This window comes from Synechococcus sp. MIT S9509 (assembly GCF_047303035.1).
Lineage (GTDB): Bacteria > Cyanobacteriota > Cyanobacteriia > PCC-6307 > Cyanobiaceae > Synechococcus_C.
The window spans coordinates 416,320-440,384 of record NZ_CP138940.1 but is presented as its reverse complement, the minus strand read 5'-3'; the positions used below and the strand labels follow the sequence as shown (position 1 = coordinate 440,384).

Here is a 24,065-nt window from a genome sequence, read left to right as displayed (position 1 = left end):
CGGATGGCCAATCGCTTTTGGAACATCAGCGTGGCTCTCGCCACGCTGATAACTCTCTCTGATCCCGCAAGCTCCACGGAAGCTGAAAACAAAATCACCCAGCTTTGCCTTGCAGGCTTCAAATCAGCCATGAGCCAGGCAGGAAAAATCCCTCCAGCGGGGATGGGTGATTTCACCTGTGACTGTTTTCTCAGAGAAATGAACAAAGGCAATTCAATTCAGTGGCAATCTCTGCTGGGCACCATTGAATCGGCACAGAAAACCTGCAAACAGAAAGCAGCTGAACGCTTCAAAATCTGAATTTCATCCACTATTCGTCAGCTGCAGACGGAACAAGGGTGTCTTTCTCTGAAGGTGAAACGGTGACCCTAAAACCGCTCATCACCTCTTCAGAAGGCCCAGCTGCGAATCGAACACTGTATTTCGCATCTCTTTTCTGTCCAGGCTGTAGCGTGTTGCAGCATCAGCTTCATCGTTCGGCTCTGATCGGCTCGCTCCCCCCGGCTTCAGCTTCTCGGCTACAGCATCAAGGACTTTCCAATTCGGACCACGGCTTCACTGATCAAATGTCCATCGGTCCCAACAGGAAATGACCATTTACATCGGCAATCTCTCCTTCCAGGCAGAGCAGGAAGACCTGCTCGACCTGTTCAGCCAGTACGGCGAAGTGAAGAGCGCCAGCCTGCCTCTCGACAGAGAAACAGGGCGCAAGCGCGGCTTCGGCTTCGTTGAAATGAACACTGACGAAGACGAGCAGAAAGCAATTGACGATCTCCAAAACGTCGAATGGATGGGTCGGATGATCCGTGTGAACAAAGCCACACCCCGTGAGCGCAGCGGTGGCGGCGGCGGTGGACGTGGTGGATATGGCGGCGGTGGCGGCCGCGATGGCGGTGGCGGTGGCTACGGCGGTGGTGGCGGAAACCGCTGGTGATCACCGGTGGGAGTCAGTTCAGAGAGCTGGCTCCTGCTCCCGGACTTCCAGCCACAGATCACGCTCAAGAGCATGCCGTTTTAGGCGATTTCCCGCATCCGGTGTTCAACTTCGCCCCCTCATCTGAGCGTCCGGAATCCTGCAGACCAAAGTCTGCCGTGACATGAGCCTCATACCGACGCAATCGGTTCAGGGCGCGTGAACGGGGCATGCAACCTCCTCGTTCTGCTTTCTCGTTCCAGCTCGGCTGTGAACAGTTCCAAGAGCCTGCCCAACTCAACGCTTGAATGAAAGTGTGCGCGCACCGAGCGGATGCCCCATTCCAAGACCCACGCCAGTGAGCAGGCGCCTCTGATTCGTTTGTTCCAGCATCTGCGCCCCTACCGCCGCAGGGTTTGGTCTGCGGCCACCTGCTCGGTCATCAACAAAATCTTCGATCTGGCACCGCCAGTGCTGATCGCACTTGCTGTCGATGTCGTTGTTCAGCAGGACACGTCCTGGCTTGCTCGGCTCGGAGCCACCAAGGTGATCAGCCAGCTGATCGTGCTGGCAGTGCTGTCTTTCCTGGTCTGGACGACTGAATCGTTTTTCGAATATCTCTATGGCCTGCTCTGGCGCAATCTCGCTCAGAGCGCTCAACACAGCATGCGGCTGGAGGCCTATGCCCATCTTCAGAAACTGGAGATGGACTTCTTTGAACACGACAGCAGCGGAAGGCTGCTCACGGTGCTCAACGATGACATCAATCAACTTGAGCGATTTCTGAACCACGGAGCCAATGAAATTCTGCACCTCATCACCACGGTGCTGCTGGTGGGAGGGGTGATGTCGGTGTTAGCTCCAGGTGTGGCTCTATTCGCCTTCCTGCCGATCCCGGTCATTCTCTTCGGCTCACTGAATTTCCAGCGCAGACTTGCTCCACGCTACGGCGAAGTGCGAAAGCGAGCAGGAGACCTGGCCTCAAGGCTCACCAACAACATCGGAGGCATGCTCACCATCAAAAGCTTTGCAAAGGAGGGATGGGAACTTGAGCAGCTGCGCCTTGAAAGTGATGCCTACAGGGAGTGCAATCGCCATGCGATCAGGATCTCCGCCGCATTCATTCCACTGATCCGATTCGCCATTCTGTTTGCATTCCTGTCAATTCTGATCGTGGGAGGGATTCAGGCCAGGAATGGTGTGATCGCAGTTGGCACCTACAGCTTTCTTGTGTTCATCACCCAGAGGTTGCTCTGGCCGCTCACCACTCTCGGCCGCACACTGGACGACTACCAACGCTCCATGGCCTCAACGAATCGAGTTCTGGATCTGATCGACACACCGATCGAGATTGCTGGTGGAAGCCGCCGCCTAGCCCCCGAGCAAGTGCATGGAGACATCCGCTACGAGCTGGTCGATTTCGCCTATCGAAATCGACCAGCTCTGCTGAACAGATTCAACCTGGCCATTCCCGCAGGCAAAACCCTGGGAATTGTCGGAGCAACCGGCTCAGGTAAAAGCTCTCTGGTGAAACTGTTGCTGAGGCTTTATCCCCTGAATGCAGGAAGAATTTTCCTCGATGACATCCCGATTGAGCAGCTTCGGCTTGATGATCTTCGGCGATCAATCGCCCTTGTCAGTCAGGACGTCTACCTTTTTCACGGGAGTGTGGGTGAAAACATCGCCTACGGCGCCGACCATGCCTCACCTGAGGACGTGCATGCCGCGGCGCGAGAGGCCGAAGCGCTCGAGTTCATTCTTGCACTGCCTGAGCAGTTCGACACAATTGTCGGCGAGAGAGGTCAACGTCTCTCCGGAGGCCAGCGCCAACGCATCGCTCTGGCGAGAGCGATTCTGAAGAACGCTCCTGTGTTGATCCTCGATGAAGCAACCGCTGCAGTGGATAACGACACTGAAGCCGCGATCCAGCGTTCGCTGATGCGCATCACCGCGAACCGCACCACATTGGTGATTGCACATCGACTCAGCACGGTGCGACATGCTGATCGCATCGTCGTCATGGATCACGGAAGCATCGTGGAAGAAGGCACCCATGAACAACTGCTGCATCAAGCTGGTGTCTATGCCGATCTCTGGCGCGTTCAAGCCGGACTTCGCCGCGATGAAGCACTGATCCTTTGATGATCCACCTGCTCTCTGCGGCATCACCGGGGTTTACATCGCTGTCCCATCTGGCCCAACAGCCATTGGGCAGCCTCGCCTTGCTCGTCGCACTGGCAATGCTGGTTCCGCCCCTGTTCAGGCGAACAGGTCTTCCCGATCTCGTCGGCCTGCTTCTCGCTGGCGTTCTGATGGGCCCCAGCGCTCTCAATCTTCTGCAGCCAGACGGTGAAACCCTTCAACTCGTTTCTGACATCGGTGCGATCTACCTCCTGTTCATCGTCGGACTCGAGATTGATCTCGATGAATTCAACCGTGTTCGCAGTCGATCTCTGACCATCGGAATTCTCCATTTTACCGGTGGCATGGCAACCGGGGGAGCCATTGGACTCCTGCTCGGCTATCCACTGGTGCCCTGTCTGCTGATCGGGAGCCTGATTGCAACCCATACCCCTTTGGGCTATCCGATCGTGCGCAGTTATGGAGCCCAGCGAGATGAAGCTGTGGTGGTCAGCGTTGGCAGCACCATTCTCACCGATATCGCCTCTCTGGTTGTTCTCGCAATCGCCATTGGTCTTGGCAGGCAGTCTTTTTCACTCACCAATCTGGCCGGCCTGATCGTCAGCGTCGCCATCTTTGCGGTGGCCGTCGTCACGATCATTCGCAGGGTCGGACGCAGGATCTTCCGCGGAAGCGTCAACGATGAAAGCAGGATCTTTCTCACCATCCTGCTCATCCTGTTCATCGCTTCGATTGGAGCTGAGCTTGCCGGTGTGGAAAAAATCGTTGGAGCCTTTCTGGCTGGACTGGCGGTGAATTCCGTGCTGCCGGAGGGCAAGTCAAAACAGCAAGTGATTCTGGTTGGTGCAGCTCTGTTCATCCCCATCTTTTTCATTCACCTCGGCCTCCTGCTTGATCTGAACAGCCTCAAAAACTCCATCAGCGATTTCCAGCTGCCTGTTCTGATGGTGATCGGAGTGATCAGCTGCAAAGGCGTGGTGAGCCTGATTGCCGGTTGGGCCTTCCGGTACAACGGCAACCAGATGGTGATGATGTGGTCGCTGGCCATGCCGCAGGTCGCCGCCACACTGGCCACGGCATTCATTGGCTACGAAGCCGGATTGCTCGACCAAACGGTGCTGAATGCCGTTCTGGCGATGATGGTGGTGACCGCAACCCTTGGACCGATCCTCACAGCACGTTCCGTCAGGCAGCTGGTGGAACCGAAACGAACACGTCACAGTGGCGCAGCGCCTGGAGAGGAGGCCCTCACAGCAGATAACACCCCCCTTGATGTGGTCAGTCGGCCTCTGACCATTGTCGTTCCCATCGCCAATCCTTCCACGGAACAGGGGCTTCTGAGCATTGCGTCACGGCTGCTGAGTGGCAGTGCCGAAGTGCAGGGGCAGTTACTGCCCCTGGCGCTGGTCTGCCCCAGTCTCGAAGAAGCGCGGGGGGGATTGACTCGCGCCGTGGCATCCGCCAGGGAGCGGCTGTCCCAGGCTGCGACCATTGGCAAACAGCTCAAGGTCAGAACCCGCTGCCTGCTGCGACTGGATGAAGACATTGCCGGCGGAATGAGTCGCAGCGCCCTGGAACAGGGTGCTGATCTGTTGATGATCGGAGCGGGACGGCCGGACAAGCTGAGGCGCTGGTTCTTCGGTGACCTCGTTGACGGTGTCTGCCGCAGCGCACACTGCCCCGTTGTGGTGGTCAACCTGGCCGAACGCCGGGTCGAAACGCTTCAACGAATTCTTGTACCCATCAAAGACCTCTCCGCGAGCGCCCGCGAACAGTTTGAGCTTGCTCAACGGCTGCTCGCGAGCCAATCCAGCGACCAGGGCCTGGTCACGCTTTTGCACATCGTTGATCCTCGGCTCAATCGATCTGAACGCAGCCGGATCGAACAGGAGCTGCGTCGCTGGCAACCCCGCAGCAGCATGGGCAGCGTCATTCGGATTCAACTCGCAGCCGGACCAGGGGTTGAGACCAAGATCGAACACAGCAGCCGCGATCACGATCTGGTGATCCTGCGTTCTCAGCGACGCCAGGTTGCGGGACTACCCATCCCGGCGAGTGATCGAACCAGCAATCTGGTGTCTCTGCTGAAGTGCGCTTCGATGGTGATCAGCGAGCCCCTGACCTAAACCCCTCAAAAAACAAGAAATGATTAAGAAAAGGAGATTTCAGGCTTAAAATTGCGAAATGGATGTTGTGCGAAGAGTTCGACCCAAAACCTTGCTCCTTTCAGCTGTTGCTGGGCTGACGGGAGGTTTTTTATTGGCGATTCCCCTCAGCCGCTCGCTCTCGCCAACGTCCGAAGCCCCGGTTCTGCTGCCTGTCAGCAATCCCTTTTCAGCCTGGTCAGGCTTTGGAAATCGAGAAATCCTCGTGCTCGGGCTTGATGACGGGGGCGGAAACACCGACGCGATCTTCACATTGAAGGTGGAAGGTGGTCGGACCTCCATCACCCAGATTCCGAGAGACAGCTACATCGATTCCCACAGCTTTGGGCCTGTAAAGGCCAATGCTCTGTATGCCTATGGAGGCCATGAAGCCGTGAAGGCTGAGTTGACAAGGCTGATGGGTCGTCCGATTGACCATCACATCCTTGTGAACCTCAATGGAATCCGAACACTGAGCGATCTGGTGGGCGGTGTTGAAGTCGATGTCCCGAAACGCCTTTACTACCGTGATGACAGCGGTGGTCTGCTGATTGATCTGCAACCGGGACCTCAGCTGCTCAAAGGTCGCGAACTGGAGGGTTTCCTTCGTTGGAGACAGGATGAAGAAGGTGACCTCGGTCGTTTGGCTCGACAGCAGCTCGTGCTGAAAAGTCTGTTCAGCCGACTCACCAGGCCTGACCACCTTGTCAAACTGCCTGCATTGATCAAAGAGGCCGGCAACAACCTTGAAACCGATCTCGGCGCCATGGAGCTGGGCGGACTGATCACGGCGATGGGTTTGACGGAACTGGAAACCGAACGCCTGGATGCACGCCCCTTTTACCGAAACGGAATCAGTTATCTGGATACGGCATGGCCTGCCCATCGGAGCAATGGCGATTCAAGCGAATCCAGCGGCTGGCGCTACCGCTTCCTCTACTGAGCCAACGACGAGCCTTGATCGCCGAAGGCATTCACAATGGCGATTCCGGCGTTTGCTTCTGTGGACAGGAATCTGCTGCGACAGAGCATCAGAGTCGGAATCAGCATTCTGATCACATGCGCTATTGCTCAGCATTTTGAGCGCATCACCTATCTCTTCTATCCGTTGATGGCCGTCAACGTTGTGGTGGATGATCAGGATGAAAACAGCCTCAGAGCTGCAAGGGGGAGGATTCTCGGAACGATTACAGGCGGCCTAGTCACTTTTCTGGTGCATTCGATCATGACCGGCTGGATTGGCATCCTTGTGAGTTTGCTGATATCAATCCCCTTGTTGCGACGCCTGGGCTGGGCGAGTGGAATTTCAACCGCGGTAATCATCACTGTGGTGTTTCTGGGCGTCAACAGGTACGCAGAACTCGACTGGAGCTACGTTTTCAATCGCAGCATCGATACGGCGGTGGGGATCGCAGTGGCTCTGCTGATGGGTCGGCTGCTCTGGCCGAAGAACCGACTGGCGCGCATGAAAGACCTGCACAGGCAACTCACCAAACTTCTGCAGACCAGAATCGAGGCTCACAGCCTTGCACTGCAGGGCAAGGGCACCCCACCAGCTGAGATCCAGCCCGCGATCATCACCAGACAGCTCCTGGAACTGCAACGGCTCATCAATGTGGAAATGAGCCTGGGACCTCGACATGTGCAGCGACTGGAGAGAGAACACTGGCAACAATGCCTCGGTCTATGGCGGTGTCAGCAGGTGCGTTGGCTACTCGTCGAACGACTAATCGAGCGTCTTCACCGGAATCAAGGGACTGAATATCTACCTGCTCTGGGTCGTTATCTGACTGAACAACCAGCACCCCGCAGACGACTGGATCTCAACGGCTGCGATCAAGGGTTATCGCTGCCCCAGCGAATCGCGCTTGAAGAGCAGGTCACGCGATTCCGACGTGTGCTGACCTGCCAGCAACTGCTCAATGCCGAGCGGTCATCATGAGCGACCAAAGAAGACAAAACAGACCTTGGATTCTGCGATCCGACCTCAGGCTCGCCCTGGTGACGGGTCTGAGTGCTGGATTCGGATTGCTGAACTCTGTTCCTTTCGGCTACTACGTGCCCCTAAGCACCGCTGCGGTTCTTTCGGGAAGCTACGGCAACTCCATGAAGCTGAGCATTCAACGCATGCTCGGATCGGTGATGGGTGTGGTGATTTTGTTGCTTTTCTCTCGCGGTCTTCAACTTCCGCTGCCCCTGGCCCTCGGCCTCGCCCTCGCCAGCGTTCGTCTTCTCGGAGGAGTTCTCAGACTGCAGGTGGGCTACAAGGTCGCCGGCAATATCGTGATCATGGGCTGGCTTGCCCACAGTGCCGAGACAACAATCTGGGGCATGTCACGCCTGTTCTGGACTGCCTTCGGCATCGCACTGTCGTTGTGGGCGACACGCTACGTCTGGCCTAGCGGCACAATTCCGACGCTTCACCAGAGGTTCGCGAGCCTCATCGACGTTCTGACCCAGGAGTTTCAGCTTGAACAACTGCGGCTGGGAGCCGAAACCCCAGCCCGTATGTCAATGACCAAACGAAGGGACCGACGGACCGAGATCCTGCAACAGATCAACGCTCTGAGGCAACAACGCGACACCGCACAGGTGGAACTGGGGCTCAATCCGGAGAACCACCCGCTGCATCAGCTCTGGACAGAACTTGACTTGCTGATCTCACAGCTGATCTCAGTGCTGGATGGCTTACGAGGTTTGCCGGCACCGATTCAGTCGCCGACCAGCATCAAAGCCCTTCATCTCCACGAGGCAGATGTCTTGAAGCATCAGATCAAGCTGCTGACAGTCCTTGCCAGGAACCTTCGAGAACCTGATCTTGTGGAAAAACAGTGCCTGGATTTGAAGAACTTGGGCGAACTCAACAGAGATCTGGAAACAGTGGCACAAGCGCTGACAGCAAATCTTGAAGTGCACGCGGATCGTGCCGGGCGAGAAGAAAACATCTCCTCTGAACGCATGCGACAGATCGTTCTGCGGACATCCCTGATTGAACATGGGGCTTCCGTATTGCACGACTGCCTGCCGGGCATGGCCAGATCGAAGCCTGTCACTGCAACTCGCTGAAGTGGTTGTACGGCGTCAGGATCAAGGCCCTCAAGGACACCAGGCTCATCCCTTGATCAGGTCATTCATCAGGGGGGCATTTTTGATCCCGATTGTTGGCCTGGTAGTGCCGGCGGCCTCGAAGGCCACTCCTGTTGCAGAGACTCCAGCGCGCCTGAATTACGGCGGCAACACGTATCAGCTCGAACGCACCTGGAACAGACTGAACCAACAGCTCGACAGCCTTGACACGCTGTTGGGCCCAGCTCCAGAGCTTGATCAATCAGACAACCTGAAAACGCCGGAACTACCGTCCAACCTTATGGACGCCAACCGTCCAGCCAACGAAGCGCTCAGCCGGGAAGACAGCCTTCCAGACGCCCCCCTCAGCCTTCCTGGGCTGACAGGACAGAAGTCCAAGGTGAAGTCCGTGAGCCTGCAACAGGCCATCTCGATCGCCTTCCGCAACAACCCCGAACTTCAGATTCAACGGGATCGAATTGCTGCGCAGGGCGCCACGGTCGCTTCACTGTCAGGGGCTTACTGGCCCACCATCAGTGTGTTTGCCGATCTGGAAGGGTTTCAGAACGGCGGCACCACGTTTTCGCCTTATGGCAACAACAGCTTCGGGTTTGGTCCTTTGTTCGCCAAAGACGGCCAGACCCCCAATTTCGCGCTCACCAAGAACGGCGACAACGTCAGCAACAGCTCCGCCGGGCCGTTCTACGTACCGGCCGGTGGGGGGTTGTATGCCAACTCCAATGGGGTTGACTCGCAGGCTGGGCTACAACTCAACTACGCGCTGGTCGACTTCGCCCGCACGCCAAGGGTTCGCTCCGCAGATGCCAAGCTGCAGCAGTTCGAGCAGCAGTACGCCAACCAGCTCAGGGCACTTCAACTCGAAGTCAGTGAGGCCTACTACCAGCTTCAGCTCAATGAGCAGTTGGTGCGCATTCGCGATGCGGTGGTGCGCACCGACCTGATCGTGTTGGAGGACACGCTCAATCTCAAACAAGCAGGACTGGTGCCGCGCGTGGATCTGTTGCGCCGAAATGCCACCCTCGCCACCGACCAGGAGGAACTGATCCAAGCGCTGGCCGATCGTGCCGTGTCCCGAAGAGCGTTATGGACCCTGTTGAATCTGCCCGCCAATGTGGTCCCCAGCGCAGGCGATGCCATCAGGCTGGCACCGGCCTGGCCACTGAGTCTTGAACAATCCTTGCTGGCCGCCTACAACAGCAATCCCGAACTCGATGCGATCCTGGCCACACGCAGGGCCCTGGCATTACAGCAGGACGAAGCAGCAGCTCAGCTTCTGCCCAAGCTGAGCCTGTTCGCCTCCATTGGAGGCTTGGCATCAGTGGAACGCACCTTCAACATCTCCTTGCTGGGCGACGGATGCTGTGGTTCCACGTTTTTGCCCCTTGAGCAGGAGGCGGGATACGACTGGTCCGTGGGACTTGCGTTCAATTGGATGATTTTCAATGCCGGCGCAACTGCCAACGCCGTCAAAGCCCTTTCGCTGCAGGAGCAGGCAGCAAGCCAGTCGTACGCTGCCACCCGCAACAGCATCCGGCTTCGACTCGAAAGGGCTTTCCTGAATCATGAGGCAAGCCTGGCGAAGCTCGTTTCGGCGCGGCGCGCAGTAGGAGCCAGCAAGGAAGCTTTTCGCGACAGCACACTCCGCTACAAGACAGGGCTCACCAATGAAATTGACCTCTCAGTGACCCAGACGCAACTGGTGAATTCCCTGGTGAATCGCCTGATCGCAACGGTGGATGTGAATGTGACCTACGCCCAGCTGCTGCGCGAGCTGCTGCCGATGCCACTGGATCCAAACTCAACCGTTCCCACTGAACTCACTTTGGAAGGTTTCTCGCTGCGCGAACTGAATCAGCCCTAACCAGCTTCACAACGGGGGAGTCGAGGTCCTGAAACCGAACCTTAAGGGGCGGATGTTGCACCTGTTTAGTGGCATTCAGCAGGACTACAGGAAGATCATCAATCCCGGAGTCACCGATGAATGCTGATCTCATCAGGTGTCAATACCAAGTCTGTCAGTGCACAGTTCAAGCCACAAACGCTGTGATGCGTCTCGGCAAAGCCTTCTGCTCTGAGGGCTGTGCATCCGGCCATGGCTGCGGTTGTCATCGGGGATGGTGTCCCTTGGCCATGGTGATCTGAACCGGTACTGCGCTATTTGTCTGCCGGCTTGGACGACCACCACCGCTCGATCCGATAGCCAAAAATCACCAGAAACACCACAAGCCAGAACCACAGTTCGGGCGGATTGGCATTGAGCAGAACGATCAGTAGAACAAGTTCCGAAACCAGCCAGGGAAGTTCCTGACGAAGAAGAGGACGGAGTGCCATAAAAAATCAGAACATCACCGAGGGGTTCCTGGCTGCCGCAGGAAGGGCAGATCCCAGATCCAGTCGATGCGGAACGTGCGGAATCCACCGGTAAGCGAACGAAGCCCAGGAACGACATACGTGACCGGTGAGCGCCACTCCACATAGGCAAACGTATCCACAGTGAGCCCCTCACGGATTGGAAAGACTCCACTGCCCTTCGACAGCGTCCATCGATAGCCGTCGTCGGTGCGGGGGTGACGGTCCAGTTCGATCTCAGCACGCATCACCGGGCCATCTTTGACGAGAGCCTCAGCGAGCTGGTTGTTGCCAATGGTGGTGGAGATGTCTTCCTGGGTGGCGGGGAGCGTGAGCACACTGCGCACCTTGCCGACAATCCCACCAAAACGACCGCGCTGATTCCAAAGGGGCACAACCTCTACCGGCAGACCCATGGGAAGCCGACGAGCATCTGCCGGCGAAAAATACGACACAGCGATGAGATCACCACCGGTTTTGTTGTCGCCCTTGGGAGGGCGGGTGTTGCGACCGATGGTGCCAAGACGATCGCCAAGCTTCACCGTTTGTCCCTGAATCACCTGGAGATCGAGCACCGTGCCACGACGTACCGCGGTGACATTGCCGTCAAAGGAGATCCTGGCCTCCATCACCTTGATCTCACGCTTGAGATCATCGATTTGAAAGCGTCGATCAAGCTTCTCAGACTCGATGTTGAGCTTGATCTGCTGGAAATCAGTGATCTGATCTCTGCGCTGGATCTTTATGTCATCCAGCTGAACACTGGTGGTGGTGAGGCCTTGCTCCGCAGCGACCACCTCCTGTGCCAGAGGTGCGACCACCTCTCGCCTCGCCAACCAGTTGAGATTGTCGACCTTGCTGTTGTAAGTCGCCTGAAGTCTGGCCAGGCGCTTTTTGTCATCGTCGAGCTTGGCCAGCGCCGTATCGAGGGCGAGCTTGGCCGTGCGGATACGCAGCGCATCGCGTGCATCGAGTTCCTCGTTCTGACGCACCAGCTGACGCAGGTTCCCCTTCTGCTGATCAAGCTTCCGCTCGAGCACGGGCAGATAAAGGGTCATCAGCACCTGTCCCTTGCGGACTTGCTCGCCGACCTTGGTGTTAATGCTCAGCACCTGACCCGCCGCCCTGGCATTGAGGATTCCGGCGTTATCGGGATAGATCAGAACACCGCGTCCCTCCACTTCGGTGGGTACGGGCCAGAGCAGAAGCCAGGCACCAAACAGGGCACCCACGCCGGCCAGTGAGGCGCCGACCTGCTGATGGTCGGAGAGGCCGTTCCAGCGGCCCCGAAGACGCTCAACGCGGGAAGACGTGGTCATGCTCGCCATCTTGCTGGCGATGAACTGTCACTGCCGGGGCCGAGAGGACAGTTCTGAACAACGTCCGAAGCTTCAGATCAACAGCGTGAATGAACTGATCACTGATTCGAACAGTCCCTGCACCTTCGACCAGCGATCTTCATTGGTGCTGGTTGCCAGGGTGTAGAGCCGACCACGGTCGACCACCACTGTGGCCAGCTCGTGCCGATCGCGGTCCTCCAGATGCACGGCATATTCCAGGTCATAGAAGACATGCCCATCGGAATCCCGCTCACGGGCTTCAATCAGTTCAGCATTGCGGCCACTGCCGTCGGGAGCGATCACCTCACGCCGTAGCCGCTCGCCGACCGCAACTGCACTGCCGAGAGTCTCCAGGTCATCATCGGCGTCAACCTCTGAGACAACCAGACTCACCGTTTCATCACTGTGGATCAGGTCGTGAAACACCACAGCGGGCCCGCCGGTGACGGCGACCCGCGTCCAGCCGGTCGGGTAAAGGAAGGCGTAGCGACCGTCTGGACTCTTGAAGGAGTTGAGACCGGCGCTGGCACCGCCGCAGGCGCTGAGCATCAGCACACAGAGCAGAACGAGCAGTGACCGGAGCGGTTGACGCAGCAATGAGCCCATTGAGGAACTTGGATTGAAGTTGACCGAATGCGCGCCATTCTGCCCGCATCATCCCCTGCTTAGATTTCCGCCACTTGCCTCAGTGTTCTGAGCGGATTCACCCGACCCCTGGCTCGTCTGATCGACCAGTTCGAGCGACTTCCGGGGATTGGACCCCGCACCGCGCAGCGACTGGCCCTGCATCTGCTCAGGCAGCCGGAGGAACAGATCCGCAGTTTCGCGGATGCCCTGCTGGCCGCACGGACCCAGGTTGGGCAATGCCAGACCTGTTTTCACCTCAGTGCTGATCAGGTCTGTGAAATCTGTCGCAACGAAGAACGTTCCAACGGCCAGATCTGCGTGGTCGCTGATTCACGGGATCTTCTTGCACTGGAACGAACCAGAGAATTCAGCGGCCGTTATCACGTACTGGGAGGTCTGATTTCCCCCATGGATGGAATTGGACCCGATCTGCTGCAGATCAGCAGCCTGGTGAAGCGGGTGGCCGCCGATAACGTCGAGGAAGTGATACTGGCTCTCACCCCCAGCGTCGAAGGCGACACCACAAGCCTTTATGTGGCGAGGTTGCTCAAACCGTTCACACGGGTCAGCCGCATTGCCTACGGGCTCCCCGTTGGCAGTGAACTTGAGTACGCCGACGATGTCACCCTCAGTCGTGCACTGGAGGGCCGGCGCGATGTGGATTGATCCGCGCTGAAGACTCAAATGATGCGATGTATCAAAGCTGTTGAGTCGGCCATCTGGTTTTCCCTTTGAGGAAATGGAGCCACCCTGAAAGCAGACCCTTTCACCGGCGTGCGCAAGACCAGCCGCTTTTCAGCCATCCAGCCGCAGGAGCGGTTGCCCGAGTGGCTGCGTCGCCCCCTGGGAGAAGCCTCTGCCATCGAAAGAGTGCAGGGGCTGGTGAAGTCCAACGCCCTTCACACCATCTGCGAGGAAGGGCGCTGCCCCAACAGGGGCGAGTGTTATGCCGCCGGCACCGCCACTTTCCTGCTCGGGGGCTCGGTCTGCACACGCAGCTGCGCGTTCTGCCAGGTGGAGAAAGGTCGCGCGCAGGCCGTCAATCCGCTCGAAGCCGAGAGAGTTGCCGATGCGGTTGAAGCCATGGGGCTGCGATACGTCGTGCTCACAGCCGTTGCGCGGGATGACCTCGACGACCATGGGGCATGCCTGTTCACCTCTGCCATGGACGCGATCAGGGCAAGAAATCCCATGATCGCCATCGAGGTGCTGACCCCTGATTTCTGGGGAGGACGCGCCGACTTCCAGAGCTCAATCAGTGCTCAACGTGAGCGATTGGCGACGGTCCTTAACGCGGCGCCGGTGTGTTTCAACCACAACCTTGAAACCGTGAAGCGCCTGCAGCGGGAGGTTCGCAGGGGAGCCACCTATGAGCGATCACTGGGACTGCTTGCCGCCGCACGAACGCTGGCACCTCAGATTCCAACCAAAAGCGGTTTGATGCTGGGGCTGGGAGAAAGCCGGGATGAAGTGATCGAAACAATGCGCGATCTGCGAGCCGTCGATTGCCAGAGGCTCACCATCGGGCAATACCTGCGCCCATCTCTGGCGCACATTCCTGTCGCCCGCTACTGGCATCCCGATGAATTTGAAGATCTCGGATCCATTGCCCGCGACCTTGGCTTCGCTGTGGTGAGAAGTGGGCCTCTGGTACGCAGCAGCTATCACGCAGCGGACTGACGCCAACGTTTCAGAGCCCTCTCCCGCACCTGCTCACAGTTTCCAACCATCAGTGCTCCTGCTCCTCCCCAGATCATGCGCAGCGGCAAATCCCAGAGAGCGGCTTGCACCTCGCGCACGGATTCAAACCCTCGACACCTGAAATAACGCACAAGACGTTGATGCTGGCGTTCGTCATCACGAATGGCCAGCAGTCTTGCCTGTCGGCAAGGGGTGGCCTCAACCGCCCAGGCCATGGATGCCGCCCAGATGAGATCACCGCAACCTGCAGGAGCCGCCGGCAGCACGCGCATCGTGTCCAGTTGCAATCCACGGGGGCCGCTGTATGCCCAGGCTTTCATCTCGCCGAGAAGCTGCAGTCGTTCCGACTGCGAACGAGCCACCACAAGCCTCAGACTCCACAGCCCCAGAGGTCGGCCAACTTGCAGTCTCAGCAACAGATCCCGTTGACGAGCCTCCATTTCCAGTTGATCCAGCATCACAGCTCGGAATCGAAGTAAGGAGATGAATTGACAACTGCCTCCATGGGCAGTGGTCCATAAAGATGCGGAAACAACTCTCCGCTTGGGATCGCATCGGCACGCAGAGGGGCGGTCAGCCGCGCCGCATCAATTGTGAGCAAGACCACAGACTCCACATCCGCATAGAAGCGCTCATGGGTGGCTGCCACCTGTTCCCGCCAGGACAGATGAATGAATCCCACCTGGTCAAGTCGCAGTCCTCTGGTGGACATCTCGTAGTGACCCGACTGGGTTGCGGTTTTCCAGTCTTCAGCCATCGCCAGATGAAACAAGGGTTGGTCAGCTGGAACATCGACGGCATCAGCGGGGAACAGGGGCTGAAGTCCCCCGGGGTGCCAGGGATCAGCCCTTTGCATGAGGCGCTCAAAATCAGGATCCTGCAGAAAACGCATCAACCAACCACGCAGCGGCTGCAGGGATGGATCGACATCAAATCCCTCAGGATCAGCAATGCGCCACTGACGAACAAACGGCCACAGCGCGACATCCGCGAGGGAACAGCTGGCATCCACAAGCCAGCCACCACAGGCATCGATCTGATCAGACCAGCTCCGCAGCACCTCCAAGCCCTGCTGCTGATGCTCCTGTCTGGACTGCCCCGGATAGCGATCGGTGTATTTGAAACGGTCGAGATGGTGTTTGAAGGTTGTGTCGTTGAGCTCGATCAGCTGCAGGATGCGATCCTGCGCTTTGCCAGTACCTTGCCGGCGAAGATCGCAAGGATCGGCCTGGGTGAGTGCCCAGTGCATGATCGCAAGGCTTTCATCGATGACAGTGCCGTCAGCGAGAACCAGGACAGGCACCGTCCCTTTCGGAGAAGCCTCGAGCATCGGCGCTGGTTTGTCCTTGAGTTCAATTTCTCTCCATTGGACAAGCTGGCCTGCCATCAACAAAGCCCAGCGGGCGCGCATCGCATAGGGGCAGCGACGAAAGCTGTAGAGAACAGGCCGTGCGCTCATCCGTGGGTGTCGGGCTTTGATCGCCAGCCGGTGGATTGCGAAAGGACGCCTTGATTGAGCTGGCTCTGCCGCATGGCGAAGCGTGCCCTGTCGGCATCCGTGAAACGATCCCTGCACTGCAGACACTGCACCCCTGGGATGTAGCTCTCCAGTTGCCTCTGCTCCGGCGTTAGCGGCAGACCACAGGCATGACACAAGCTGTGCCGGCCAGGCTCGAGCTGATGGTTGAGGGCGACCCGCTGATCAAACACGAAACACTCTCCTTCCCAGCGGCTTTGCTCTTCAGGCACCTGCTCCAGATAGTTGAGAATTCCGCCCTGAAGATGATGAACCTCGGGGAATCCCCGCTGTTGCAGAAAGCTGCTGGCCTTCTCACAACGGATCCCACCGGTACAGAACATGGCGATGCGCGCCGGCGACGTGCGCTCAACCAGAGGGCGTAGATGCTGTTCAACCCAGTCAGGGAAATCCCGGAAACTGTCAGTTGCTGGATCCAGAGACCCCACAAAGCTGCCGACAGCAACCTCATAGGCATTGCGGGTGTCGATGACCAGCGTGTCGGGGTCATCCACCAGCTCATTCCAGTGACAGGGGTCCACGTAGATACCCACATTGCGGCGGGGGTCGGCGCAAGGCTGCCCCAGGCTCACGATCTCGCGCTTACGACGGGCTTTGAAACGACGGAACGCCGGCCTGCTGCAGCGGCTTCGCTTCACCTGCAGGCGCTCGAAATGCGCGTCACCAAGGGTGATTCTGGTGCGGAGGCACTCCAGGATCCCGTTCACGCCCCGATCAGAACCACTGATGGTGCCATTCACACCTTCCGGAGCAAGCAACACTGAACCGACAATCTGTTCGCGAGATGCCAGTACAGGCAGATCCGTCAGCAACGAATCCAGCTCTGGTGGGGCAAGCGACGTGAAGGCGTAAAACGCTGCCACGAGAAAAGATGGACTTTCGGCTTGGGCAGCCGTCATGCCGCGGCTTTCTCCTGCTCAGGCTGCGTCTCGAGTAACTGTGCCTGCCAACTGGCCTGAACTCCGGCAGCTTCCAGCAGGGCCCTGTCGGCATCAACAGCAGGGTTGCCCGTTGTGAGCAATGTGTCGCCGTAGAAGATGGAATCTGCCCCTGCCTGAAGGCAGAGGATCTGAGCTTCCCTGTTGAGTTCTTCCCGACCGGCGCTCAGACGCACACGACTGAACGGCATCAGGATTCTGGCAACGGCCACCATTCGCACCAATTCAAGCGGATCAACAGTGGGCAGGCCTTCAAGAGGCGTTCCTTCGACAGCCACCAGACCATTGATCGGCACACTTTCAGGGTGTGGATCAATGCAGGCAAGAACTCGCAGCATCGAAGCACGGTCGCGAAGCGTTTCACCCATGCCGATGATTCCACCGCAACAGAGGGTGACTCCTGCACGACGCACGCGTTGCAGGGTTTCCAGCCTCTCTTCATAGGTGCGGGTGGTGATGATCCGGTCGTAGTGCTCAGGGCTGGTGTCGAGGTTGTGGTTGTAAGCCGTGAGGCCCGCCTCGGCCAATCGCTCCGCCTGGGTATCGGTGAGCATTCCAGCGGTGACACAGGCTTCAAGACCCAGCTCGCGCACGCCTCGAACCATCCTCAGCATCGACTCAAAGGCTGGGCCTTCACGGATCTCCCTCCAGGCCCAGCCCATGCAGAAGCGATCAGCGCCGGCATCGGCGGCTGCACGAGCCCTGTCAAGTACAGCCTTCACCTCCAGATCGGCCTGACCACCCACATCACTGCTGTGGTACATCGACTGGGAGCAGTAGGCGCAGTCCTCCTCGCAGCCACCGGTCTTGACGCTCAGCAGTGAAGCCAACTGGACCCGATATCCGGGATTGGCGGCTCGATGAACACTTTGAGCGCGCCAGAGCAGATCCATCAGTGGAAGGTCAAGAAGGGTTTGTATCTCCTCAAGACTCCAGTCATGGCGAAGGTCCACCGTGTCCGTCATTGAACCAGCCACCATTGCTGCTGCTCTCAGGATCCCAGAGCGCGGGACTCCATGGCATGGAGTCCACCAAAACGTCGCTGACGGCCCTGATAATCCTGCAGTGCCAGCTGAAGAGCCCCAGCGTCGAAATCCGGCCAGAACAGATCGGTGACATGGATCTCGGCGTAAGCCAGTTGCCAAAGGAGGAAATTGCTGATCCGCCTTTCGCCGCTGGTTCGGATCAGCAGATCCGGATCACGCTCATCAGCCGTAAACAACTCGGCCGCCAGTTCTTTTTCATCGATCTCCGATGGCTGCAATTCCCCACGGGCAACACGTTCCGCCAGCCGCTGGCTGGCACGAACCAATTCACGACGACCTCCGTAATTGGTACAGACATTGAAGTGAATGCCGGTGTTTAGGGAAGTTCGCTGCGTGGCCTCAGCGATCAGCGACTGCAGCTTGATGGGCAATGCATCCAGATCTCCCAGGAAGCGAATCCGAACCTGTTCTTCCTCAAGCGCCTGCAGCTCCCGCTGAAGAACACTTTCAAACAGTGTCATCAGAAAATTCACCTCATCCCCTGGCCGGGACCAGTTCTCCGTGGAGAAGGCATAGGCGGTGAGTGCTCCGACACCCCAGTCGCTGCAATGCCGGAGGGTCATTTTGAGCGCCTCTACACCAGCTCTGTGTCCCATCACCCGCGGCAAGCCGCGAGCTTTGGCCCAGCGTCCGTTGCCGTCCATGATCACGGCGACATGAGCAGGCATCCTGAGTGGATCCAGGTCTTCGGGACAGCAGCGTGCTGCGGCTTGATCAGTACTGATGGCCAGTGGTCGGCTCAAGGCAATGAATCCTGAATGCCTGGACTCACGCTACGTGGGGGTGGTGATTTCGCCGGCACGGTCGACACAGACGCGGCAATCAACTCGGTGAGCAGATCCTGCAGACGTGAGCTGGTGATCGGGCGTTCAAGTCTCCCCTGATTGGCCAGAGACAGTGTTCCGGTCTCTTCGGAAATCACCACGCAGATGCAACGATCAAAGCGTTCAGTGATCCCCAGAGCCGCCAGATGGCGGGTGCCGTACCGACTGATGCCCTGGCGCGACAACGGCAGGATCACTCCTGCGGAAATAATGCGACTGCCTTTGATCACAACGGCACCGTCGTGAAGAGGCGTGTCGGAAGCAAACAGATTTAGCAGCAGTTCACTGCTCAACTGGGCATCAACGGTGATTCCTGGATTGAGAAAATCTTCCGGCCTCAGATCACTGCCAAGGTCAACAACGATCAAAGCTCCTCTCCGACTTTTGGAGAGGCGTCCTGCTGCGTCGGTGAGCTGTGCAACGGTGCTGGCGGTGGCCCGCATTTTGCTCTGGGGATTCCCAAGCAGCACAGCGAGGCGGCCGGTGCCGAGAAGTTCCATCAAGCGACGCAATTCCCCCTGCCAGAGGATGGCCAGCGACAGTGAACAGGCGAGAACCAACGCATCAATGAGCGTTGAAGTGAGCGGGAGATTGAAAAAGCGCTTGACAAACCAGGCCAGTGCCACGAGCAGGAGGTAGCCACGCAACAGCCAGAGCGTGCGCTGCTCATTGACTCTGGTGAAGAGCAGAAAGCCAAGGAGTGAGGCACAAAGAACGTCGAGAAGAAGGCGCAGTTGCAACACCTCCAACACTTTCGCCTTCGCCCTTTAATGGCCTCAGTTTACAGAGCGCAACCGTTCAGGCATCAGGTCGTAACGCAGCAGATCTTCAGGCTGCTCGCGACGCTGCACCAGCTCGGCATCCCCTGCATGCACAAGCACCGCAGCTGGTCTCGGAATACGGTTGTAATTGGAACTCATCGAAGCGTTGTAAGCCCCGGTTGAGAAGACCGTCAGGATTTCACCGCTGCTGCAGGCGGGGAAGGCGAGATCCTTGAGCAGCACATCTCCCGATTCACAGTGTTTGCCGGCCAGAGTCACGGTCTCTTCAGGTTCTGCGAGTGGACGGTCCGCCAGACAGGTGGTGTAAAGAGACTGGTAGGTGATCGGCCTGGGGTTGTCACTCATGCCACCATCAACGGAAAGATACGTTCGGATTCCAGGAACGACCTTTCGGGAACCGACGGTGTAAACAGTCACCCCTGACGAGGCAACAAGCGATCGTCCCGGCTCGCAGAGCAAACGCGGCAGTTGGAGATCTCGCTCTCTGCAGGCCGACACGACGGCTTCAGCCACCACTTGCACCCAGGCATCGATGGACGGGGGATCGTCACTGTCCACGTAGCGAATGCCCAGGCCTCCTCCAACATTCAGATCGCGAACAGGATGGCCGAGTTCAAGGGCCAGGCGCAGAGCATCAGCCATGACAGCGGCCAGATCGCGGTGAGGCTCCAGTTCGAAGATCTGGGAACCGATATGGGCGTGAAGACCTTCAACTCTTGCCCACTGACAGTCCTGAAGACTGCGGAGAACGGGATCAAGTTGATCAGGATCAAAACCGAACTTGCTGTCGAGATGTCCGGTTCTGATGTATTCGTGCGTGTGGCACTCAATGCCGGGCGTGAAGCGGAGCATCAGACGAACAGGCCGACCACCGGGAGGCACAATCGTTTCCAGGCAGTTCAGATCGTGCTGGTTGTCCGCCACCACCATCACGTCATGGCGATAGGCCAACTCCAGCTCCTCAACAGACTTGTTGTTGCCGTGAAGCACCATGCGGTCGGCAGGCATGCCGCCGTCGAGCGCCGTCAACAGTTCACCGGCGGAAACGGCATCAAGCCCTAAGCCTTCGGACGCCACGATGGCGGTCAGAGCCATTGAACTGTTGGCCTTCGAGGCATAGATGGCCAGCGATGGCCCGGGGTAATGACGAGCGAGCGCCTCGCGGTAGGCCTGGCAGGACTTACGGATACCTGCTTCATCCAGCACGTACAGCGGAGTTCCATATCGCTCGGCCAGATCGCTCAGGGCACAGCCCCCGACGGCAAGGCGGCCCTGATCGTCCAGCTCTGCCGTGATCGGCGCAAGATTGCGATTCGGGCTGTTCAGGTCACAACCTGATTCGTAGGGCTGTGGCATGGAGCGTCAGGTCGGTCGAAGGAGCAATGTAAGAAGACACGTTGCCTAGGCAGTTGTGTTTTGGGTGTTGAACCGCCAATCAACCCACGACAATTGGGAGCCGACGACCTCAGCGCTTGCCTGCGGCTTGATCAGCTTGCCCTGAAGGGGCTCTGGACAAGACAACAATGGGAACGCGAGCTTGCGGACGACAACAGGCTGGTGATGGGGATCGACGCCGAGGATCGACGCCTGATCGCACTTGCCTCCGCTTGGTTGGTGGTGGATGAACTGCAGATCACGGCGGTGGCTGTGGATCCGATGCACCAACGCTGCGGGTTGGGCGCAAAGGTGATGCAGGCCGTGATGGATCGCGCTGCAGGCCTTGGTGCGGTGACCGCAACCCTTGAAGTGGCCTCATCGAACGCTGTCGCTCAAGCCTTTTACTCCCGGAGTGGATTTTTGATCACTGGTCGCAGAAGGGGTTACTACGCCAACGGTGATGATGCCCTGCTGCAGTCACGATCAATCGGAAGGGGTAGGGATTTCCGCACTGATCGAACTGAATAAAGGAACATATTTCGGCATTGATTAATACTTTCTCAACCGACCAACCCGCAACAACACTGGGATGTGCCTTTGGTTCAACGATCCACAGCAACCCGTTCAACCCTGATAGGTTGGGTTGAACAGCTGTCGGCCTGATCAATGTTCGAGAGGTTTACCGAGAAGGCCATCAAGGTGATCATGCTTGCCCAGGAAGAGGCAAGGCGGCTTGGTCACAACTTCGTTGGGACCGAGCAGATTCTGCTTGGATTGATCGGTGAGGGTACCGGCGTCGCAGCAAAGGTTCTGAAGTCCATGGGAGTCAATCTCAAGGACGCACGCGTCGAAGTCGAAAAAATCATTGGCCGGGGGTCCGGTTTCGTTGCGGTGGAAATTCCCTTCACGCCGCGAGCCAAAAGAGTTCTCGAGCTATCCCTTGAGGAAGCCCGCCAGCTAGGCCACAACTACATCGGTACGGAGCATCTGCTTCTTGGCCTGATCCGTGAAGGGGAAGGTGTTGCGGCGAGAGTTCTTGAAAACCTCGGTGTCGATCTCGCGAAGGTCCGCACTCAGGTCATCCGCATGCTTGGAGAGACCGCTGAAGTGGGAGCCGGAAGCGGTGGTGGTTCCGGAGCTAAAGGTTCCACCAAAACCCCCACGCTTGATGAATTCGGCAGCAATCTCACCCAGCTGGCCAGCGAAGCCAAGCTCGATCCGGTGGTGGGACGCCACAACGAAATCGATCGCGTCATCCAGATCCTCGGTCGCCGTACCAAAAACAACCCCGTGTTGATCGGTGAACCAGGAGTCGGCAAAACCGCAATCGCCGAAGGTTTGGCTCAACGCATCCAGCAAGGTGATATCCCCGACATCCTTGAAGACAAGCGTGTTCTCACCCTCGACATCGGTCTTCTGGTAGCCGGCACCAAATATCGAGGTGAATTCGAAGAGCGCCTCAAGAAAATCATGGAGGAGATCAAAGGCGCCGGCAACGTGATCCTCGTGATTGACGAGGTGCACACACTGATCGGTGCTGGTGCAGCGGAAGGCGCCATCGATGCCGCCAACATTCTCAAACCTGCGCTTGCACGAGGTGAGCTGCAATGCATCGGAGCCACCACGCTTGACGAATATCGCAAGCACATCGAACGAGACGCCGCACTGGAACGTCGTTTTCAGCCGGTCAATGTCGGTGAACCGTCGATCGAAGACACCATTGAAATTCTGCGTGGACTGCGTGAGCGCTACGAGCAACATCACCGCCTGCGCATCACCGATGAAGCCCTTGAAGCCGCGGCCACTCTTGGCGATCGCTACATCTCGGATCGTTTTCTGCCTGACAAGGCCATTGATCTGATTGATGAAGCAGGCAGTCGTGTGCGTCTGCTGAATTCCAAACTTCCTCCTGAAGCCAAAGAAGTCGACAAAGAGTTGCGCACGGTTCAGAAAGACAAGGAAGATGCCGTTCGCGAGCAAGATTTCGCTCGTGCAGGTGAGCTGCGAGACAAGGAGGTTGAACTGCGCGAGAAAATACGCACCCTTCTGCAGAACAGCCGCCAGGACGCTTCCGGCGATTCTTCTGAGCTCGGCGAATCCGTCGAATCATCCTCCGAGTCGACTGCTGTTAATTCCGAACAATCGTCCATACAGAGCGCACCTGCCGAAACAACCACTCCGGTGGTGAGTGAAGAGGACATCGCCCAGATTGTGGCCTCATGGACGGGTGTTCCGGTGCAGAAACTCACCGAGAGCGAATCCGTGAAGCTGCTCAATATGGAGGAGACCCTTCACAAACGCCTGATTGGCCAGGACGAAGCTGTGAAAGCAGTTTCGAAAGCGATTCGAAGGGCACGTGTTGGCTTGAAGAACCCGAATCGGCCGATTGCCAGCTTCATCTTCTCCGGACCGACCGGTGTGGGCAAGACAGAGCTCACCAAAGCTTTGGCTGCCTACTTCTTTGGCAGTGAAGACGCCATGATCCGCCTTGACATGTCGGAATTCATGGAGAGACACACGGTCAGCAAACTGATCGGTTCACCTCCCGGTTATGTGGGCTTCAACGAGGGTGGCCAGCTCACGGAAGCGGTCCGACGCCGCCCTTACACCGTTGTTCTGTTTGACGAGATTGAAAAAGCTCACCCTGATGTGTTCAATCTTCTGCTGCAGTTACTGGAAGACGGACGTCTCACCGATTCCAAGGGCCGCACTGTTGACTTCAAGAACACTTTGATCATCATGACTTCGAACATCGGTTCGAAAGTTATTGAGAAGGGAGGCGGTGGCCTTGGTTTCGAATTCTCTGGTGATGAAAATGCAGAGGAAAATCAGTACAACCGCATCAAATCACTGGTCAACGAGGAGCTCAAGCAGTATTTCCGACCTGAGTTCCTCAATCGACTTGATGAAATCATCGTGTTCAGACAATTGAATCGCGATGAAGTGAAGGAGATTGCAGAAATCATGTTGCGGGAAGTGTTCAATCGCATCGGAGAAAAAGGCATCAACCTGTCTGTATCCAATGCTTTCAAGGAACGTCTCGTTGAAGAGGGGTACAACCCCGCCTACGGCGCACGTCCATTGCGTCGAGCGGTGATGCGTTTGCTTGAAGACAGCCTGGCCGAAGAGGTGCTGTCCGGTCGGATCAAAGACGGCGACTCGGCGGAAGTGGACGTGCAGGATGGCAAGGTGGTGGTGAAACATCTCACCCCTGTACCCAGCGAGACGCCTGCGCTTGCTGGTGCTGGTCTCTGACCT

At 57.7% G+C, this 24,065-nt stretch carries 23 protein-coding genes; 13 read left to right on the top strand and 10 right to left on the bottom strand.

What is annotated here, in order from left to right:
- The first annotated feature begins 3 nt into the window (after positions 1-3).
- The 9 genes from SIB73_RS02485 (at position 4) to SIB73_RS02445 (ending at position 10,428) form a co-directional block, all read left to right on the top strand.
- Positions 4-300 carry a hypothetical protein gene (locus SIB73_RS02485; protein WP_413403206.1) on the top strand — a complete coding sequence of 99 codons (297 nt, stop codon included), beginning with the start codon at positions 4-6 and terminating at the stop codon, positions 298-300.
- Positions 301-589: 289 nt separating this feature from the next.
- A complete protein-coding gene (locus tag SIB73_RS02480; protein WP_413403207.1) occupies positions 590-934 on the top strand; it encodes an RNA recognition motif domain-containing protein in 345 nt (114 codons plus the stop codon).
- 312 nt (positions 935-1,246) lie between these two features.
- On the top strand, positions 1,247-3,055 hold the full coding sequence (locus SIB73_RS02475; protein WP_413403209.1) for an ABC transporter ATP-binding protein: 1,809 nt from the start codon (positions 1,247-1,249) through the stop codon (positions 3,053-3,055).
- Positions 3,055-5,181, top strand: a complete 2,127-nt coding sequence (locus SIB73_RS02470; RefSeq protein ID WP_413403211.1) for a cation:proton antiporter — start codon at positions 3,055-3,057, stop codon at positions 5,179-5,181. Before SIB73_RS02475 ends, SIB73_RS02470 begins: the two co-directional genes overlap by 1 nt.
- 58 nt (positions 5,182-5,239) lie before the next feature.
- Positions 5,240-6,142 (top strand): LCP family protein, encoded by a 903-nt coding sequence (locus SIB73_RS02465; protein WP_413403213.1) that lies wholly within the window; start codon positions 5,240-5,242, stop codon positions 6,140-6,142.
- Between the two features lie 36 nt (positions 6,143-6,178).
- Complete coding sequence (locus tag SIB73_RS02460) at positions 6,179-7,141, top strand: FUSC family protein (protein WP_413403215.1); 963 nt, start codon at positions 6,179-6,181, stop codon at positions 7,139-7,141.
- Entirely contained in the window at positions 7,138-8,265 is a 1,128-nt protein-coding gene (locus SIB73_RS02455; protein WP_413403217.1) for an FUSC family protein, read from the top strand. The genes SIB73_RS02460 and SIB73_RS02455 overlap by 4 nt, the downstream gene beginning before the upstream one ends.
- Positions 8,195-10,147, top strand: a complete 1,953-nt coding sequence (locus tag SIB73_RS02450) for a TolC family protein (RefSeq protein ID WP_413403219.1) — start codon at positions 8,195-8,197, stop codon at positions 10,145-10,147. Before SIB73_RS02455 ends, SIB73_RS02450 begins: the two co-directional genes overlap by 71 nt.
- A gap of 116 nt (positions 10,148-10,263) precedes the next feature.
- Positions 10,264-10,428: a metallothionein gene (locus tag SIB73_RS02445; RefSeq protein WP_413403221.1), complete on the top strand. Its 165-nt coding sequence runs from the start codon at positions 10,264-10,266 to the stop codon at positions 10,426-10,428.
- A 12-nt stretch (positions 10,429-10,440) separates the two neighbouring features.
- Here the strand turns inward: SIB73_RS02445 and SIB73_RS02440 are convergent, their stop codons facing one another.
- The 3 genes from SIB73_RS02440 to psbP all read right to left on the bottom strand — a co-directional run bounded on the left by SIB73_RS02440 (position 10,441) and on the right by psbP (position 12,581).
- The gene (locus SIB73_RS02440; protein ID WP_413403223.1) at positions 10,441-10,617 is read right to left on the bottom strand and encodes a hypothetical protein; all 177 of its coding nucleotides are present in this window, start codon (positions 10,615-10,617) and stop codon (positions 10,441-10,443) included.
- 14 nt (positions 10,618-10,631) lie between these two features.
- On the bottom strand, positions 10,632-11,954 hold the full coding sequence (locus tag SIB73_RS02435; RefSeq protein ID WP_413403224.1) for an NHLP bacteriocin system secretion protein: 1,323 nt from the start codon (positions 11,952-11,954) through the stop codon (positions 10,632-10,634).
- A gap of 72 nt (positions 11,955-12,026) precedes the next feature.
- Positions 12,027-12,581, bottom strand: coding sequence for a photosystem II reaction center PsbP (psbP, locus tag SIB73_RS02430; RefSeq protein WP_067098923.1), 555 nt, complete (start codon positions 12,579-12,581; stop codon positions 12,027-12,029).
- A gap of 117 nt (positions 12,582-12,698) precedes the next feature.
- Here psbP and recR point away from each other — a divergent pair, with 117 nt between their 5' ends.
- Positions 12,699-13,268 (top strand): recombination mediator RecR, encoded by a 570-nt coding sequence (gene recR, locus SIB73_RS02425; protein WP_413406486.1) that lies wholly within the window; start codon positions 12,699-12,701, stop codon positions 13,266-13,268.
- Between the two features lie 108 nt (positions 13,269-13,376).
- Positions 13,377-14,282, top strand: a complete 906-nt coding sequence (gene lipA / locus SIB73_RS02420; RefSeq protein WP_413403226.1) for a lipoyl synthase — start codon at positions 13,377-13,379, stop codon at positions 14,280-14,282.
- On the opposite strand, the gene SIB73_RS02415 is transcribed toward lipA, so the two are convergent.
- From SIB73_RS02415 to lysA, 7 genes are read right to left on the bottom strand one after another with little or no spacing between them, the layout of a single operon-like run.
- Positions 14,267-14,761 (bottom strand): hypothetical protein, encoded by a 495-nt coding sequence (locus tag SIB73_RS02415; protein ID WP_413403227.1) that lies wholly within the window; start codon positions 14,759-14,761, stop codon positions 14,267-14,269. The genes lipA and SIB73_RS02415 overlap by 16 nt on opposite strands.
- Entirely contained in the window at positions 14,761-15,762 is a 1,002-nt protein-coding gene (locus tag SIB73_RS02410; RefSeq protein WP_413403229.1) for a DUF952 domain-containing protein, read from the bottom strand. Before SIB73_RS02410 ends, SIB73_RS02415 begins: the two co-directional genes overlap by 1 nt.
- Positions 15,759-16,739, bottom strand: a complete 981-nt coding sequence (locus SIB73_RS02405; protein WP_413403231.1) for a rhodanese-related sulfurtransferase — start codon at positions 16,737-16,739, stop codon at positions 15,759-15,761. Before SIB73_RS02405 ends, SIB73_RS02410 begins: the two co-directional genes overlap by 4 nt.
- On the bottom strand, positions 16,736-17,743 hold the full coding sequence (gene bioB / locus SIB73_RS02400) for a biotin synthase BioB (RefSeq protein ID WP_413406488.1): 1,008 nt from the start codon (positions 17,741-17,743) through the stop codon (positions 16,736-16,738). The genes SIB73_RS02405 and bioB overlap by 4 nt, the downstream gene beginning before the upstream one ends.
- A 26-nt stretch (positions 17,744-17,769) precedes the next feature.
- Positions 17,770-18,567, bottom strand: coding sequence for an isoprenyl transferase (locus SIB73_RS02395; RefSeq protein ID WP_413403232.1), 798 nt, complete (start codon positions 18,565-18,567; stop codon positions 17,770-17,772).
- Positions 18,564-19,397 (bottom strand): diadenylate cyclase CdaA, encoded by an 834-nt coding sequence (cdaA, locus tag SIB73_RS02390; RefSeq protein WP_413403234.1) that lies wholly within the window; start codon positions 19,395-19,397, stop codon positions 18,564-18,566. The genes SIB73_RS02395 and cdaA overlap by 4 nt, the downstream gene beginning before the upstream one ends.
- 27 nt (positions 19,398-19,424) lie before the next feature.
- Positions 19,425-20,786 (bottom strand): diaminopimelate decarboxylase, encoded by a 1,362-nt coding sequence (gene lysA / locus SIB73_RS02385; protein ID WP_413403236.1) that lies wholly within the window; start codon positions 20,784-20,786, stop codon positions 19,425-19,427.
- Between the two features lie 93 nt (positions 20,787-20,879).
- Between lysA and SIB73_RS02380 the strand changes: the two genes are divergently transcribed.
- Entirely contained in the window at positions 20,880-21,335 is a 456-nt protein-coding gene (locus SIB73_RS02380) for a GNAT family N-acetyltransferase (protein WP_413403237.1), read from the top strand.
- 138 nt (positions 21,336-21,473) lie between these two features.
- Positions 21,474-24,062 (top strand): ATP-dependent Clp protease ATP-binding subunit, encoded by a 2,589-nt coding sequence (locus tag SIB73_RS02375; RefSeq protein ID WP_413403239.1) that lies wholly within the window; start codon positions 21,474-21,476, stop codon positions 24,060-24,062.
- Positions 24,063-24,065 lie beyond the last annotated feature (3 nt).